Origin of the sequence: Amycolatopsis sp. NPDC057786, from assembly GCF_042797905.1 — a bacterium.
GTDB lineage: Bacteria > Actinomycetota > Actinomycetes > Mycobacteriales > Pseudonocardiaceae > Amycolatopsis.
Map to the genome: position 1 here is coordinate 1 of NZ_JBHVKW010000099.1, position 15,524 is coordinate 15,524.

General features: G+C 68.4%; 14 protein-coding genes and 1 pseudogene. 5 read left to right on the plus strand and 10 right to left on the minus strand.

Features of this window, described 5'->3' with window-relative positions:
• Window positions 1-43 precede the first annotated feature (43 nt).
• The 7 genes from ACFVM3_RS34110 to purD form a co-directional block, all read right to left on the minus strand.
• Window positions 44-1,168, minus strand: coding sequence for a transglycosylase SLT domain-containing protein (locus tag ACFVM3_RS34110; protein ID WP_378444025.1), 1,125 nt, complete (start codon window positions 1,166-1,168; stop codon window positions 44-46).
• Window positions 1,169-1,211: 43 nt separating this feature from the next.
• Window positions 1,212-1,523 (minus strand): hypothetical protein, encoded by a 312-nt coding sequence (locus tag ACFVM3_RS34115; RefSeq protein ID WP_340686231.1) that lies wholly within the window; start codon window positions 1,521-1,523, stop codon window positions 1,212-1,214.
• A gap of 168 nt (window positions 1,524-1,691) precedes the next feature.
• The gene (locus tag ACFVM3_RS34120; RefSeq protein WP_340686230.1) at window positions 1,692-2,462 is read right to left on the minus strand and encodes an ESX secretion-associated protein EspG; all 771 of its coding nucleotides are present in this window, start codon (window positions 2,460-2,462) and stop codon (window positions 1,692-1,694) included.
• Between the two features lie 4 nt (window positions 2,463-2,466).
• Window positions 2,467-4,125, minus strand: coding sequence for a hypothetical protein (locus ACFVM3_RS34125; RefSeq protein ID WP_378444026.1), 1,659 nt, complete (start codon window positions 4,123-4,125; stop codon window positions 2,467-2,469).
• 10 nt (window positions 4,126-4,135) lie between these two features.
• The gene (locus ACFVM3_RS34130; RefSeq protein WP_378444027.1) at window positions 4,136-4,777 is read right to left on the minus strand and encodes a DUF3558 domain-containing protein; all 642 of its coding nucleotides are present in this window, start codon (window positions 4,775-4,777) and stop codon (window positions 4,136-4,138) included.
• Complete coding sequence (locus ACFVM3_RS34135) at window positions 4,728-5,114, minus strand: PE domain-containing protein (protein WP_034312497.1); 387 nt, start codon at window positions 5,112-5,114, stop codon at window positions 4,728-4,730. Before ACFVM3_RS34135 ends, ACFVM3_RS34130 begins: the two co-directional genes overlap by 50 nt.
• 134 nt (window positions 5,115-5,248) lie before the next feature.
• Window positions 5,249-6,511: a phosphoribosylamine--glycine ligase gene (purD, locus tag ACFVM3_RS34140; RefSeq protein ID WP_125679596.1), complete on the minus strand. Its 1,263-nt coding sequence runs from the start codon at window positions 6,509-6,511 to the stop codon at window positions 5,249-5,251.
• Between the two features lie 176 nt (window positions 6,512-6,687).
• Here purD and ACFVM3_RS34145 point away from each other — a divergent pair, with 176 nt between their 5' ends.
• Both ACFVM3_RS34145 and ACFVM3_RS34150 read left to right on the plus strand, forming a co-directional pair.
• On the plus strand, window positions 6,688-7,806 hold the full coding sequence (locus tag ACFVM3_RS34145) for a glycerophosphodiester phosphodiesterase (protein WP_378444028.1): 1,119 nt from the start codon (window positions 6,688-6,690) through the stop codon (window positions 7,804-7,806).
• 316 nt (window positions 7,807-8,122) lie between these two features.
• Window positions 8,123-9,661, plus strand: coding sequence for an amino acid permease (locus tag ACFVM3_RS34150; protein ID WP_378444029.1), 1,539 nt, complete (start codon window positions 8,123-8,125; stop codon window positions 9,659-9,661).
• Here the strand turns inward: ACFVM3_RS34150 and ACFVM3_RS34155 are convergent.
• On the minus strand, window positions 9,645-10,865 hold the full coding sequence (locus tag ACFVM3_RS34155) for an MFS transporter (RefSeq protein WP_378444030.1): 1,221 nt from the start codon (window positions 10,863-10,865) through the stop codon (window positions 9,645-9,647). The genes ACFVM3_RS34150 and ACFVM3_RS34155 overlap by 17 nt on opposite strands.
• A gap of 140 nt (window positions 10,866-11,005) precedes the next feature.
• On the minus strand, window positions 11,006-11,941 hold the full coding sequence (locus ACFVM3_RS34160; RefSeq protein WP_378444031.1) for a TIGR03564 family F420-dependent LLM class oxidoreductase: 936 nt from the start codon (window positions 11,939-11,941) through the stop codon (window positions 11,006-11,008).
• Between the two features lie 122 nt (window positions 11,942-12,063).
• Between ACFVM3_RS34160 and ACFVM3_RS34165 the strand changes: the two are divergent.
• Window positions 12,064-12,557, plus strand: a pseudogene (locus ACFVM3_RS34165) (OsmC family protein).
• 14 nt (window positions 12,558-12,571) lie between these two features.
• Here the strand turns inward: ACFVM3_RS34165 and ACFVM3_RS34170 are convergent.
• Complete coding sequence (locus ACFVM3_RS34170; protein WP_016338079.1) at window positions 12,572-13,858, minus strand: adenylosuccinate synthase; 1,287 nt, start codon at window positions 13,856-13,858, stop codon at window positions 12,572-12,574.
• A 54-nt stretch (window positions 13,859-13,912) separates the two neighbouring features.
• On the opposite strand from ACFVM3_RS34170, the gene ACFVM3_RS34175 reads away from it, so the two are divergent.
• The gene (locus ACFVM3_RS34175; RefSeq protein WP_370641828.1) at window positions 13,913-14,593 is read left to right on the plus strand and encodes a hypothetical protein; all 681 of its coding nucleotides are present in this window, start codon (window positions 13,913-13,915) and stop codon (window positions 14,591-14,593) included.
• A 185-nt stretch (window positions 14,594-14,778) separates the two neighbouring features.
• Window positions 14,779-15,417, plus strand: coding sequence for a DUF1524 domain-containing protein (locus tag ACFVM3_RS34180; protein WP_378444032.1), 639 nt, complete (start codon window positions 14,779-14,781; stop codon window positions 15,415-15,417).
• Window positions 15,418-15,524 lie beyond the last annotated feature (107 nt).

Below are 15,524 nucleotides of genomic sequence, written 5' to 3' on the forward strand. Positions count from 1 at the left end.
GTGGCAGGGACGGTTCTAACCGTCCCTGCCACTCACGAGGCCGTTAGTAGCCCTGGTATCCGCCGCCACCAGCCATGGACTTCAGCCCCGGGTGCCCCTCGAAGCCGCCGTACCGCGAGAACGTGTACCGCACGCCCGCGATGATGTTGTCCACCGGGTTGTAGATGTCGTCGTGCCCGGGAAGCTTGTGCGCGTTGAAGGTCGGGTCGATGCACTGCATCAAACCCTTGGACGGCGTGCCCTTCGCCGCGTTGGAGTCCCAGTTGTTGATGGCGTTGGGGTTACCGCCGGACTCCTTCTCGATGATCGTCCAGATCTTCTGGATATCCGCCTCGGTCACCGGGATCCCGTTGGCCTGCAGGATCTTGATGGCCTCCTGGATCCACTGCTGGACGTTGCCGGGCGGGGTCGTCGACGGCGGACCACCGCTCGGGCCGAGGCCGCCGCCCCCACCGCCACCGCCGCCGCCTCCTCCACCGCCGCCACCGCTGCCGGCGTGGAGACCGCCTGTGCGCTTCGGGACGGAGCCGTCCTTGCCGGGCATCGGAACCTTCGAGTAGCCGCCCTCGATGTCCTTCTTCATCAGCTCTTGCGACTTCTGGATCATCTGGTTGGCCTGGTCGAGCAGGCCCTTGACCCGGGTGTCGGCGTCGCTGGCGATCTTGTTGATGTCGGTCTTGGCCTTCTGGATGATCTCGTCGGCCGAAGGGCTCGGCGCCGGTTTGTGCTCCTTCTCGGCCTGCGCGGCGGCCTGGATCGCCGCGTTCTTGTCCGTCTCCGCCTGGGTGTTCCGCTTGTTGATCGCTTCCTCGGCGCCCTTGTAGGCGTCGGCGACCTGGGTCTTGATGTTGCCGAGATCGGCGTGGACACGGTCGAGGTCGTCGACGACCTTGCCCAGCTGCTCTTCGACGTTCTTCCCGGCCTGGGTGATCGACTTGACGTACTCGAAGAAGGCTTCCGCGGCGGGCCCGGCCCAGACCCCGCCGTTCAACGCCTGGGTCGAGTTGGTCAACGCCGCGCTGTGGTCACCCGCGTTGTCGGCGGCCGTCTTGAACTGCTTCGACGCGTTCTGAATGGCGGCCAGGTTCACCTTTTCGACCTGCTCGGCCTTCTTGACCAGTTCGCCCCAGCCGTCCGGCACCCCGGCGCCGACACCGTTCAAACCCACTGCTCAAGCCCCCTTGTTCTCCGGCCCCCGGCCTGGCGAATCGTCACAGGTCTCCGTGCACCTTCAGGTTGTCCACGTGGACCGCTTCGGTCTCCTTGATCAGGCCTGCCGCCTTTCGCAGCACGAAGGCCGTGGCCTCCATCAGCTGACCGGCCGAATCGAATTCGTTGTGGACGCCCTGTTTGAACTTGCCGACCGCACCCTGCGCGTCGCCGTGCTCGTCCACTCCGCCGAAGGGGCTTTCCTTCTCGTCATCCATCCCGGTGACGCCCTTTTTGGTCTTCTCGAACTCGTCCTTGAGCTTCTCCACCTGACCGGCGGCGATCCCCATGGATTCCGGGTCGTACACAGGCACGGTTCGTCATCCCCTTCACGGAAAAACTCGTATCCGCCCGATCAGACGCGCGGCCGATCAGGACGGTTCCCGCGCATACTTTAAGACCTCGGCAGTGCGGCGTGCGCGTATCCACGCCAACTTCCACCCCGCCGATATCGACTTCGCGAAAACCGCGAATCGGGCAAGTCAGAAATCGGCGACTTCCCGGATCCTGGTCGCCAGCAACTGGTTGTCCGCCGGGGTGATGGTCGCCCAATCCCGCCCGTCCCGGTTGCGCGCGACCTGGAACAGGTACCGGCCCGCGTCCGTGTCGTAGAAGGCGACCACGCTGTCCGCGCGCCGGGGGCGGCCGTCGCGGCCCGCACGTTCGACACCGAACTGGCCGCGCGCCTCCTGGCCGAGCAGCATGCCCGCCACCTCCTGGGCCTGCCAGAGGGGCACGTCGAGGTCTTCCAGCGCGGTGACCAGCGCTTTCGCATCGCCGCGGGCGGCGGCGTCGGCCTGGACGAGGACGTCATGCGGGATGCTGATCGACTGCCCGACACCGGGACCGAGATCACCCGCGACCGAGACCGCGGCTTCGGCGAGGGAGCTCTCCCTGGCGGGGATCAGCCACACCTGGCCGGAGTCGATCACGCCGAGCAAGGCCTGGTTGCCGACGCTCACCGCCTGGCCCTTGATCTCGCGGTCGGTCCACACCCAGACGTCGATCGCGACCCTCGGGTGCGCGAACAGGTTGAGCATGTCGACCAGCTCGCCCGACGCCTGGTGTCCCCGCGCGAGACCTCGCGCGCGCAGGGATTCCCAGGCCTCTTCGATCAGCGCCGCCCGCTCCGTGTGGGTCGTTCCGGGGCTCGGCACGTCGAGTGCGACATGGCGGCCGGGCAGCCGTTCGGCTTCCCAGAGCATTTCGAACTCGAGTGCGGACAGCACCAGGCTGCCGTTGTCGTTCGGCACAGGTTCAGCGCGCTTCCCGGTTGCCGTGGTCACCGATCACGTCCGGCGACACCAGCCGCTCGTCGGTGAACAGGTCCTTGTCATCGACGCCGTAACGCCTGATGTGCTCCGCGTCCTCTTCGACGTCCTGGGTGGCCGCACGCTCCATGAACTTCGACTCGGGCTTCGGCTGCTTCGCGCCGATCTTCTCCGAGCGCCGCATGGCCTCCTCTTCGGGAAGCTCACCGATCGGGAGCTGGCGGGTCGGCTTCACGCCGCCTTCCTGACGGGGACGGCGGTCGCGTTCCCGGTCGCCGCTCAGCGCACCACCGGCGACACCGGCGCCGAGCGCCGCGGCACCGGCGCCCAGGTCGCCCGCGGCCGGGCCGGTGATCTTCGGGACGGCGGGGAAACCGCGGCCGGATTCGTTGCCGGGAGCCATCGGCGCCTGCGGTCCGGAGCCGACGGAGCGGCCCTTGCCGAGCGCCTGGTCGCCGCCACCCGCGCCACCACCGATGTTGCCGAAGACACCGGGACCCGAGCTGGAACCGGGGCCCTTGCCGAGCGCGCCGTCGACACCCGGGCCGGTGCCGAACGACTTGCCGACCGGCTGCGCCGACGTGGTGCTGTTCGGCGGCGCGCTTCCGGTGGACTGACCCGGCGGGACGTTCGGGGAGTTCGGCGCGCCCGGCGGAACGAAGGGCGGCGAGGTCGGCGAGCCGGTGACCGGGTACGACGGCCTGCTCTGTTCGGGCTGCGGGGACGGCCGGTTCGGCGTCACCCAGCCCGCACCCGGCGCGGGATTGGGCCTCGACGTGCCGGACGGCGTGGTCGGGGCGGCGGCCGCGGGAGCCGTGGCCCCGGCGTTCGGCGCCGACGCACCGGTCTTGCGGGCCGTCCCGCCGCCCATGGCGACGCCGTAGGCCGGGGTCGGCGCGTCGTAGGACGGCGCCTTCGGGTTCCCGACGGGCTGCGCGACCGGCGGCACGTACTTCGACTCGACGGCGGCCGACGCGGGCCGAACACTGCCGTCCGGGGTGAGGTCCGTGGCCGTACCCGCCAGGTCGAGCGGGGCGGAACCGCCGCCCGCTCCGGCGGCCGTCGTGGTCTGAGTCAGGTTCATCGCCTGCGGGTCGGCCAGCGTGTCGGTCGACAGCAGGTTCTCGCCGCTCGTCTTGGCGTAGTCGTTCAACGCCTCCTGCGCCTGCGCCCGCGCGTTGTTCGCGGCGCTGACGCTCTTGGCGTGGTCGGTCTCGAACCCGATGAGGCTCAGGACGACGTCACCGATGGTCAGGCCGCCGGCGCCCTTCCGGACCACTTCCGGATCCGGGAGTTTGTGCAGGGTCCGGTTGAAGGCCTCACCCTGCGCGAAGATCATCTCCGCGGAATGCGAGACCTTCGAGTTCGCGTCCTGGGAGAAGCCCGCCTGCTCGGTGAACACCTGACCGGCGGCACCACCGGCCTCGCTCTGCCATTCCACGCCGAGCTTGCCCAGCTCGTCACGCAGGGTCTTGTCGGTGTCCGCGAGCGCGCCCGCGACGGATTTCAACGCGTCGACGGCGATACCGATACTGCCGGTGCCGTCACCGCTGCGGAAGCGTTCGATCTCGGTCGCGATCCCGGTGTCGGTGTAGCCGTCGAACCGAAGATCGCGGAGCCTGCCCGCGAGGTCGGAAACGTTCACGCCGCCCTCCCTAGTTGCGTGCTTTCAAGGTCTGCAAAGCCGAATCGGCCGCCTGCGCGGACATCTCGCACAGCTGCGGCATGGTGAAGGCGCCGGCGGTGACGGCCACCGCCCGCACCGCCAGCGTCTGGCCCCGAGCGACACCGACGAGCGTTTCGCAGTCGCCCGGCGTGCCGGCGTCACGGTGGTTCCTGATGGCCGGGAACCCGCCGACCACCGTCGGTTCCGTCGTCATGCTGTTCTTGCGGCGCTTGCCGGTGAACCACTCTTCGACGTCCGCGGTGATCGTGCGGACGTAATAGCCGTGGAAGGGCTGCGCGGCGTCCGAGTCGAAGACACAGGTCGGGCCGTCGATCGGTTCCGCCGCCGCGCGCGGCTTGCTGTTGATCTTGAGCTGGTCGAGCTGCGGATCGGTGAGCAGGGCACACGGATCGACGCCCTGCAGGCTCAGTTCGGCGGGCCTGGCGGGCAATGCCGACGCTTTGGCGCCCTGCGTGACCGAGGCCAGCGCCGGTTCGTCGGGGAATGCCTGCCCGCCCGTGTCCGTGGCGCATCCGGCCAGCGCGAGGGTGAGCACCCCACCGGTCACCAGCACACGAGGCCTACGCCCGGTGTACACCACGGTCCCCGAACGCGGCGGCCTTGTCCGCATCACTGGTCTTGTACTCCTTGGCCGCCGTGCGGAGCTGGTTGACCAATCCCCGCAGACCGGCAACGTACGCGCGGACCTGCGCGGCGTACGACTGGTCGCCGTCGGCCACGAGCTCGTTCCAGACGCTGGTCGCGTGCACGCTCACGGTGTCGTTGGCCGGAGTGTCGATCCGCAGCTGGTCGAGCCGCGTCATGAGCTTGTCCTGCAACGCGTCGACCTGCTCTTCGACGATCTTCGCCACTTCGAGCAGCTTCGACGGGTCGACTCTGATGTCGGCCACCGACGGTGGCGTCGGGACCGCCGACGTGAGGTCCTGGACCTTGCTCGATGCTGCCATTCCCCACCCCTTGGAAACACGCACGGTGACCGTTCGCCCTGTCGAGGCTACCAACGCCGGTGTATCGAGCGCCTAAGCTTCTCAGGAAATACCGGGTTAGACGCAGCGGCCGCCCGAGCGGTTCCGTCCGGAATTCACGAGACCGGGGTGGCGATCTCTCCCTTGGCGGCGAGCAGGGCGATGTCGGTGCGGTGGTGGGAGCCTGCCAGGTGGACCTTCTCGACCGTCGCGTACGCGTCCTTGCGGGCGGCCTTCAGGTTCTTGCCGGTGCCGACCACCGACAGCACGCGGCCGCCGGAGGAGACCACGGCACCGTCGTCGCGGCGGCGGGTGCCGGCGTGGAGCACGCCTTCGAGTTCGCCACCGGTGATGACGTCGCCGGTCCTCGGCTTGCCGGGGTAGCCGTCGGCGGCGAGCACGACGGTGACCGCCGCGCCGGAGTCCCACTCCAGCGGCGGCAGGTCGGCGAGCTTGCCGGTCGCCGTCGCGTGCAGGACCTTGCCGAGCGGGCTGCGCAGCAGCGCCAGGACGACCTGGGTCTCCGGATCGCCGAACCGGCAGTTGAACTCGATGACCTGCGGGCCCTCGGAAGTCAGCGCGAGACCGGCGTAGAGCAGGCCGGAGAAGGTGGCGCCGCGGTTGTCGAGTTCGTCGACCACGGGCTGCACGATGCGGGCGACGACGTCGTCGACCAGGTCCTTCGGTGCCCACGGCAACGGGGCGTACGCGCCCATGCCGCCGGTGTTCGGGCCCGCGTCGCCGTCGCCGACGCGCTTGAAGTCCTGCGCGGGCAGCAACGGGACGACCGTGCGCCCGTCGACGAAGCAGAAGAGAGAGGCCTCCGGGCCGTCCAGGAAGGACTCCAGGAGCACCGGGTGCCCGCCGTCGAGCAGCATCAGGGCGTGCTTGCGCGCGACGTCGACGTCCGTGGTGACCACGACGCCCTTGCCCGCGGCGAGGCCGTCGTCCTTGACCACCCAGGTGGGGCCGAAACGGCCGAGCGCGGCGTCGAGGCGGGCCGGATTGTCGACCACCTCGCAGTGCGCCGTCGGCACCTTCGCGGCCGCCATGACGTCCTTCGCGAACGCCTTCGATCCCTCGATCCTGGCCGCGGACGCGGACGGGCCGAAGCAGGCGATACCCGCCTTCCGGACCGCGTCGGCGACACCGGCCACCAGCGGGACCTCGGGACCGACCACGACGAGGTCCGCCTGCCACTGCTTGGCGAGGGCTGAGACGGACTCGGGGTCCGCCGCGTCCACGCCGAGTTGCTCGGCCACCGCGGCGGTGCCGGCGTTACCCGGGGCACAGGCCAGTGCGGTGACGGAAGGGTCTTCCGCGACCGCGAGGACAAGTGCATGCTCACGGGCGCCGGACCCGATTACCAGTACGCGCACGACGCACAGGGTAACCGGGCCGGTGAGCCCCGAACACGTCGCCGTCCTCGAGCGGGTGGTTCCATCCGGCGTTCACCCGGCGGTCAGCGCTCCGCCGGTCCGTCTTCGCCGTCCGGACGCCTCCTGCGTCAAGGGTTGCGCGGTATCCCGAGTTCAAGCGAAAGAGGTTACCCACCATGCGAAAGCGCCTGGGCGTGCTCGCCCTGTCCGGACTCGCCGTACTCAGCGTCACAGGGTTGGCAGGCGCTGCCGAGCCGAGCACCCGAGATGTGTCGGCGCTGGCGAAGGGTCACGATGGTCCGGTGATCGTCGGACACCGCGGCGCTCCCGGCTACCGGCCGGAGCACACGCTCGCCTCGTATGAACTCGCCTACCGTCAGGGCGTCGACTGGGTCGACGTCGACCTCGTGCCCACCAAGGACGGCCAGCTCGTCGCCCGGCACGAGAACGAGATCGGCGGGACCACCGACGTCGCGAAGCACCCCGAGTTCGCGAACCGGAAGACGACGAAGGTCATCGACGGCACGTCGTTCACCGGCTGGTTCACCGAGGACTTCACGCTCGCCGAGCTGAAGACCCTGCGCGCGACCGAGCGGATCCCGCAACTGCGGCCGAACAACAAGATCTACGACGGCCGCTACCAGATCGCCACCTACCAGGAGGTGATCGACCTGACGCGCCGTCTGGGCCGCGAACTGCGCCGTGAACTGGGGACGTACCCCGAGATCAAGCACTCGACCTACTTCTCCTCGATCAAGAACCCGACCGAGCCGAAGCTGGTCGAGCTGCTGAAGCGCAACGGGCTCAACCACCCGAAGGCGCCGGTGATCATCCAGTCGTTCGAGGTGTCGAACCTGATCGCGCTCTCGCGCCAGGTGCGGGTGCCGCTGCTGCAGCTGACCTCGGCGAGCGGCGCTCCGGCCGACTTCGTCGCGAAGGGTGACCCGCGGACGTACGCCGACCTCGTGACGCCGGCGGGCCTGAAGGAGATCTCGAAGTACGCGGACTACCTGGGCCCGGAGAAGGCGCAGGTCATCCCGGTGGTGAACGGCGCGCTGGGGCAGCCGACCAAGCTGGTCGCCGACGCGCACCAGGCCGGGCTGAAGGTCGGGCCGTACACGTTCCGCAACGAGAACAACTTCCTCCCGCAGAGCCTGCGCTCGTCGGCGAACCCCGCCGAGTACGGCAACGCGTTCGCCGAGCAGGAGGCGTTCCTCAAGGCGGGTGTCGACGGGTACTTCGCGGACCACCCGGACACCGCGCTGGAGGCCGTGAAGGCGTTCCAGGGCCGCTGAGGTCCCAGTACATGAAGGCCCCCTTCCTTGCGCCTGGCGTAAGGAAGGGGGCCTTCATGTACTTCACCGGCTGTGTCGCGGTAGCGCCCGCCACGCCGAGTGACCAGTTCAGGCGAAGGTGCGGCCCTTAAGCGTCCTCGCGCTGCGGCGGGGAGCGCTATGAAAGGTCCTTTCCTTGCAAAATTTGCAAGGAAAGGACCTTTCATAGCGTCCGGAGGGGGCGAGGTCTTGACGGGACCTTGACATGCGCAGGTCGGCGGGCCTAATTTCGGCGGATCTCAATGGTCTGTCCGCATACCTTTGAAGTGGGTGCCCGATGGATGTCTCTGACAAGCAGGCCGCAGAACCCGCCGACGAAGACAGTGCCCGGCTCCACCAACTCGGCTACGCGCAGGAACTCCGGCGCACGATGTCGGCCTTCTCCAACTTCGCCGTCTCCTTCACGATCATCTCGATCCTCTCCGGTTGCCTGACCCTCTACGGGTTCGGCATGAAGACCGGCGGGCCCGCCGCGATGATCTGGGGCTGGCCGTTGGTCGGCCTCTTCGTCATCCTGGTCGGGCTGGGCATGGCCGAGGTCTGCTCCAGCTACCCGACCGCGGGCGGCCTCTACTACTGGGCGGCGAAGCTCGCCCCGCGCAACGGCGCGGCGTGGTCGTGGTTCACCGGCTGGTTCAACCTCATCGGGCAGATCGCCGTCACCGCCGGGATCGACTTCGGCGCCGCGCTGTTCCTCAACGCCTTCCTCGACCTGCAGTTCGGCTTCGAGGCGACGCCGGGCCACACGATCCTGCTGCTGGCGATCATCCTCGTGATCCACGGGCTGCTGAACACCTTCGGCGTCAAGATCGTCGCGCTGCTGAACAGCATCAGCGTGTGGTGGCATCTCGCGGGTGTGCTGGTCATCGTCGGGGTGCTGATCATCGTTCCCGAGAACCACCAGGACGCGTCGTTCGTCTTCGGCGAGTTCGTGAACAACACCGGCTGGGCGTCGCCTGTCTACGTCTTCTTACTGGGCCTTCTGCTCGCGCAGTACACACTCACCGGATACGACGCCTCGGCCCATATGACCGAGGAGACCAAGAACGCGGCGAAGGCCGGACCGCGCGGGATCATCAACTCGATCCTCGTCTCCCTGGTCGCCGGCTGGATCCTGCTGATCGGCCTCACGTTCGCCATCCAGGACTACGTGGGCGCCGCCGGCTCCGAAACCGGGGTGCCGCCCGCGCAGATCTTCATCGACGCGACCGGTGCGACGACCGGCAAGTTCCTGTTGCTGATCTGCATCGGCGCACAGCTGTTCTGCGGGATGGCGTCGGTGACCGCGAACTCGCGGATGATCTACGCCTTCGCTCGCGACGGCGCGATCCCGGGGTCGAAGTTCTGGCACCGCATCAACAAGCGCACCCAGACGCCGACCAACGCGGTGTGGCTGGCCGCGGGCGGCGCGCTCCTGCTCGCCTTGCCGTACCTGTGGAGCGCGACCGCCTACGCGGCGGTGACCTCGATCGCCGTCGTCGGCCTTTACGTGGCCTACGTGATCCCAGTGTTCCTGCGGGTGCGCAAGGGCGACGACTTCGAACCCGGACCGTGGAACCTCGGCCGCTGGGGGAAGCTCATCGGGACCGTCGCGACGGTCTGGGTGTGCTTCATCTTCGTGCTGTTCATGCTTCCGCAGGGATCACCGATCACCATCGACAGTTTCAACTACACGCCAATCGCCTTCCTCGTCGTACTCGGTGGTGCGGCGGTGTGGTGGTTCGCCTCGGCACGCAAGTGGTTCACGGGCCCGAAGGTGCAGGGTTCCGAGGAAGAACTCGCCGCGGTGGAAAAGGAACTCAAGGAACTGGGGTAGCGGTCTCCTCCAGGGAGCGGCCGGCGCGGACTCCGGTCACCGCGGCCGCTCCCAACGCCCCGACAGCGGCGAAGGCGTAGAAACCCCACGGGTACGCGATTCCGGCGGTCAGCAGCGCACCGCCGAGGATCGGGCCGCTGATCGCACCGACCCGGCCGACACCCGCCGCCCAGCCGATTCCGGTGGCGCGCATCGCATCCGGGTACGTCTTGCCGATGTAGGCGTACACGAGCACCTGCGCGCTGAACACGAAGCCGCCGGTGAGGAACACGGCCGCGTACAGGCCGACAGCGGGCAGCTTCACGCTCAGCAGGGCCAGGAACACCGCCGCCCCGAGGAACCAGAAGATCACCGCCGGCCGCACGCCGACCTTGTCCGCCACCCGGCCCGCGACCAGCAGGCCGGCGACGCCGCCCAGGTTTAGCGTCAGCAGCAGCCCGAGCGCCGCGCCCAGCGGGTACCCGGCCTGGCGCATGATCTCCGGCAGCCAGGTGTTGAGCCCGTAGACCAGCAGCAGCCCCATGAACGACGTCACCCAGAACGCGATGGTGGCGCGCAGGAGCCCGCCGCGGAACAGCCCGCCGACGACCTGCGTCGCCGACGCCCCCTGCGTCTCCCGCGCCCGCTCGAAGGACTCGGATTCCGGCAGGTACTTGATCATCAGCGGCACCAGCACGAGCGCGGGCAGCGCGCCGGCCACGAACATCGCGCGCCAGCCGAGCGGCTGGATCAGCCAGATACCGAGCAGGGCGGTGAGCACCGCGCCGACGTGGTAACCGGTCATCACCGTGGTGGTCGCGCTACCGCCCTTGCCCTTGCGGGCGTACTCGGTGACCAGCGCGATCGCCGTCGGCAGGCAGCCGCCGAGGCCCAGCCCGGCGAGGAAGCGCAGCAGGCCGAAGACGAACGCCGACGGCGAGATCGCGCAGAGCGCGGTGAACGCCGAGAAGGCGATGACCGCGATGATCAGCGCCTTGCGGCGGCCGATGAGGTCGGTGATCGTGCCGATCGCCATCGCGCCGATCATCATGCCGATCAGGCCGAACGTCGAGATCACCGACGCCGTGCCGGGGGTCAGGCCCCAGACGTGGTCACGGAGCAGGGCGGGCAGCACCGTACCCAGGACGACCAGGTCGAAGCCGTCGAGCAGTACCGCCGTCCAGGCGAGTGGAACCACCCACGAACGGGCCGCGGCAGGGGACATGGGGACCTCCAGCTGTGTTCGCTATGCGCACGAGTATGCACAATCCGAACGCTGTGAGCAAGGCCACTGGGTCCCTGGATGTCATGAAAGGGGCGTTCAGGACGATAAATGTCCTGAACGCCCCTTTCATGACACTTGAGTCAGCGCTGGGCGAGGTCTCCGAGGACGCTCCAGGTGCGAAGCCGCTCTTCCCCGTTCCGGATGCCGCTCTGCGTCGCGACGACCTCCGTCGCCCCGGCGTCGAAGTACCGCCGGATCTCGGCCGCGACGGTCTCCTCGTCCCCGGCGATCACCAGTTCACCGGCGGAATCCACGCCCTGGACGTCGAAGATCGCGCGATAGGAGGGGATGTCGCGGAAGAACGCGTACTGCCGGTCGACCTGGACCCGGACGGCGCCGGGGTCGTCGGTCACGACGACCGGGACCATCGCGATGATCCGCGGCGCCCGACGGCCGGCGGCGGCCTTGGTGATCTCCGGGACGATCAACCCGGAAAGGGCTTTCGGCCCGGCGAGGAAGGGGATCGTGCCGTCGGCGAGCTCGCCGGTGACGCGCAGCGCCTGCCGTCCCATCGCCGCGATGATCACCGGGATGTCCGAAGACCCCGCGACAGACAGCGAAGCCGCGAAGCCCTTGGCGTGTGCCCGGACCGTCTCGCCGTGGAAATCGACTTCGCCGCCGTCGAGCACCTGCCGAAGAACCGTCAGGTACTCGCGAAGGTGCTTGACCGGCGACGGGTACTCGATGCCGTACGCCGGTTCGAGCCAGTTCTTCGCGCCGGTTCCGAGACCGAGGACGAATCGGCCGCCGGTGGCGGCCTGAGCCGTCTGCGCGAGGCCGGTGATCAGCAACGGATGTCGCGGGTAGATCGGGACGACGCCGGTCCCGACGGTGATTCCCGGGACCGCGCGCCCCGCGAGGGCGGCGACGGTGATCGCGTCGTGCTCCATCTGCTGGGAGAACCAGGCGGACGTCAGGCCCGCGTCGGCGGCCTGACGGGTCTGCGTGATGAGTTCGTCGACGATGTTGACGGCGTCCGCGGTGTCCCCGGACGGGAGTGCCACTCCGATGGTCATGTTCAACGGCAACGGCGCTGCCTCAAGGATATTTCCCTTTTCACGGACTGGGATCACGCGCGCGGTTTCCGGTGTTGGCCCACCCTGGGCGGCGTCCGAACCCCCGATCCTGGAGTGACCCGATGTCGCTGACCGATGTCATCGAAGGAACCAAGACCGCCGTCGACGCCGACCCGCGCAACGCCGCCGTCTCGTTCAGCGTCGCCAACGCGCTGAACCCCGGGACGCTACACGGGTCGACGTGCGGGTGCGCGACCACTCGTTCGCCGTCGACGAGCCAGCCGCGCTCGGCGGCACCGACACGGCGGCGAACCCGGTCGAATACGCGCTCGCCTCGCTGGGCTCGTGCCAGGTGATCACGTACCAGTTCTGGGCGGCGAAGCTCGGTGTGCCGCTCGAAAGCGTGAAGGTGACCGTGGACGGCGACATCGACCTGCACGGGTTCTTCGGGTTCTCGGAGACTCGCCCCGGCTTCGGCGACGTGCGTGTTTCGGTCGAGCTGAGCGGGCCCGCGGGGGCGGAGGTCTACGAGAACCTGAAGCGGCAGGTGGACGAGCACTGCCCGGTGCTGGACCTGTTCCGGAACCCGACGCCGGTGAAGACCTCACTCGCCTGAGACGCTATGAAAGGTCAGACGAACTCGTGACGCACGATCGTCTGCTCCCGGCCCGGACCGACGCCGATCGCCGAGATCCGCGCGCCCGAGAGCTCTTCGAGCCGCTCGACGTAGGCCCGCGCGTTCGCAGGCAGCTCTTCGAAGGTGCGGCAGCCCGAGATGTCCTCGAACCAGCCCGGCAGCTCTTCGTAGATCGGCAGCGCGTGGTGCACGTCGGTCTGCGTCATCGGCATGTCGTAGGTACGGAAGCCGTCGACCTCGTAGCCGACGCACACCGGCACCTTCTCCAGGCCGGACAGCACGTCCAGCTTGGTGAGGAAGTAGTCGGTGATGCCGTTGACCCGCACCGCGTAACGCGCGATGACCGCGTCGAACCAGCCGGTGCGCCGCGAGCGGCCGGTGGTGACGCCGAACTCGCCGCCCTGTTTGCGCAGGTACTCGCCGGACTCGTCGTCCAGCTCGGTCGGGAACGGGCCGGAGCCGACGCGCGTGGTGTAGGCCTTGAGGATGCCCAGCACGGTGTCGATCTTGCCGGGGCCGATACCCGAACCCGCGCTCGCGCCGCCGGAGGTCGGGTTCGACGACGTCACGAACGGGTAGGTGCCGTGATCGACGTCGAGCAGGGTGCCCTGCGAGCCTTCGAGCAGCACCGTCTCGCCGCGTTCGAGGGCCTGGTTCAGCTGGAGACGCGTGTCGGCGATGCGGTGCGCGAACTTCTCGCCCGCGGCCAGCACCTCGTCGGCGACCTGGTTCGCGTCCAGTGCCTTGCGGTTGTAGACCTTGACCAGCACCTGGTTCTTGAACTCGAGTGCCGACTCGACCTTCTGCCGGAAGATCTTCTCGTCGAGCAGGTCCTGCACGCGGACGCCGACCCGGGCGATCTTGTCCTGGTAGCAGGGGCCGATGCCGCGGCCGGTGGTGCCGATCTTGCGGCTGCCGAGGTAACGCTCGGTGACCTTATCGATCGCCACGTGGTACGGCATGATCAAATGCGCGTCGGCGGAGATCAGCAGTTTGCTGGTGTCGACGTCGCGTTCCTCCAGCCCGGCGAGTTCGTCGAGCAGCACGCCGGGGTCGATGACGACACCGTTGCCGATGACGTTGGTGACGCCCGGCGTGAGGATCCCGGACGGGATGAGGTGGAGGGCGAAGTTCTGCCCGTCGGGAAGGACTACGGTGTGGCCCGCGTTGTTACCGCCTTGGTAACGCACGATCCACTGGACGCGGTCGCCGAGCAGGTCGGTGGCCTTGCCCTTGCCCTCGTCCCCCCATTGGGCCCCGATCAGCACGATGGCCGGCATGTGACACTCCAGGTGTTCGGCGACTTGTGGTTTGGCGCTGGTAAATGCCGGTGCATGAGCGTAACGGAGGGCCTTCGGGTGCGCGGAATAGTGGTGGTCTGTCCCGAGGGCGAGCCCACACTCCCGGAGATCGACGACGTCGAAATGGTGCACGTCCCGAGCCGTCCCGGCAAGGCGGATATCGACCCCTTGCTGGGGGAACACGATCATCTGGTGGTCGCGGGCACCGACGCGGACCTCGCGGCCGTCGCGCTGCGGCTGTTACGAAAAGAACAGCTCTCGGGCGTGTCGCTCGGCTTCGTGCCGTCGTCGCCGGACTCCGACGTCGCCCGCATCTGGAGCCTGCCGACGCAGCCGCTGCGTGCCCTCTCGCTCGCCCTGCGTGGCGAGGTCGATCCGGTGCCGCTGATCCGCGACGACACCGGCGGGGTACTGGTCGGGCGCGGGGTGATCGGGATGATCCGCGGGGTCGCCTACTGCGACGAGCACACCGTGCTGCGCGGGCCCGCGCGCTCGATCGAGGTCGAGCCGGACACGAGCGGCCCAGGGATGATGGTCCGGGTGACCAAGGGGACGCTGTTCAAACGGCCTTCGACGCATTACGCGCGGGCGTTCCAGCTCGGCTGCATCCCGACCCGGCCGAGTATCGACGGCGTCGCCCATCCACGCGCGATGAGCCGGTGGACCTGGTACCGGCACACGGAGGACCTCCGGCTGGTCCGCGGGCTGGACTAACCCGTTCGGCTCAGAACCATCAGCTGGACTTTCCGAAGATTTTTCGGCGGCGGACACCCTGTCCTACCTGCTCGTGACACCCTCCGTTCACGAATAGCCAGCAGAGTGTCATCCGATGGTGTTGCGTGGGTCATATCCGTACCGCAAGGTGACCAGGTCCCCAAACCTGACACGGAGGCAGCAATATGCCAACTGCGCTTGCTGTTCGTCGCTCCTTCACCGTTCTCGCCGTCTCGGCGATCGTCTCCGCGGGCGTGGTCGGCGTCGCCGAGGCGACGCCCCCCGGCATCCCGTCGACCACGACCGCCAAGACCCAGCTCGCCGCGCTGACCGTCAAGCCGGACGGTTCGTCGACCGGGTACAGCCGCGACAAGTTCCCGCACTGGTCCGACCAGGGCAACAGCTGCAACACCCGCGAGGTCGTGCTGAAGCGGGACGGCACGAACGTGCAGCAGGACAGCAGTTGCGCCGCCGTCTCCGGCAGCTGGTTCAGCCCGTACGACGGCGCCACCTGGCGCGCGGCGTCCGATGTGGACATCGACCACGTCGTCCCGCTGGCCGCCGCGTGGCGCACCGGGGCTTCGTCGTGGACCACCGCGCAGCGGCAGGCGTTCGCGAACGACCTCAGCGCGCCGCAGCTGATCGCCGTCACCGACAACGTCAACCAGGAGAAGGGCGACAAGTCGCCGGACGCCTGGAAGCCGCCGACCGTCGGCTACTGGTGCACCTACGCGAAGATGTGGACCACGGTGAAGTACAAGTACAAGCTGAGCATCAAGTCGGCGGAGAAGACCGCGCTGACGGACATGCTCAACCGCTGCTGAAACCCCTAAGTACATGAAGGCCTCCTTCCTTGCGCCTAGGTACATGAAGGGGGCCTTCACGTACTTTCGGGGCTGTCAAGCGGAAAGCCGGGAAGTTTCGCGGGCTG